General features: G+C 55.4%; 1 protein-coding gene. It reads left to right on the plus strand.

The window, feature by feature from the left end:
• Positions 1 to 59: 59 nt before the first annotated feature.
• The gene (gene trxA, locus AC1D0P_RS29865; RefSeq protein ID WP_477680040.1) at positions 60 to 380 is read left to right on the plus strand and encodes a thioredoxin; all 321 of its coding nucleotides are present in this window, start codon (positions 60 to 62) and stop codon (positions 378 to 380) included.
• Positions 381 to 439: the final 59 nt, after the last annotated feature.

Consider the following 439-nt stretch of genomic DNA (forward strand, 5'->3'; position numbering starts at 1 on the left):
CATACACACATATTGTTGCAAGTTAGAGGCGGGCGGTGCCCGCATAGAAGGAGAGCATCATGGCAACCGTGAAAGTCGACACCAACAATTTCCAGACAGAAGTCCTCAATTCGGCCGAACCCGTGGTCGTTGATTTCTGGGCGGAATGGTGCGGCCCCTGTAAGATGATTGCTCCGGCTCTGGAAGAGATCGCCAATGAGATGAACGGCAAGGTGAAGATCGCCAAGCTCAATATCGACGACAATCCGGAGCTCGCTGCCCAGTTCGGTGTGCGCTCCATCCCGACGCTCGCGATCTTTAAGAACGGTCAGGTCGCCGACATCAAGGTCGGCGCTGCGCCGAAGACCGCGCTCAACGCCTGGATCAACGGCGCTGCCTGATTCACGTGAAACAATTCTGTGGAAAAGCTCGGTCATTGGCCGGGCTTTTTTATTGAAGG

This window comes from Polaromonas sp. P1_G2 (assembly GCF_056405515.1).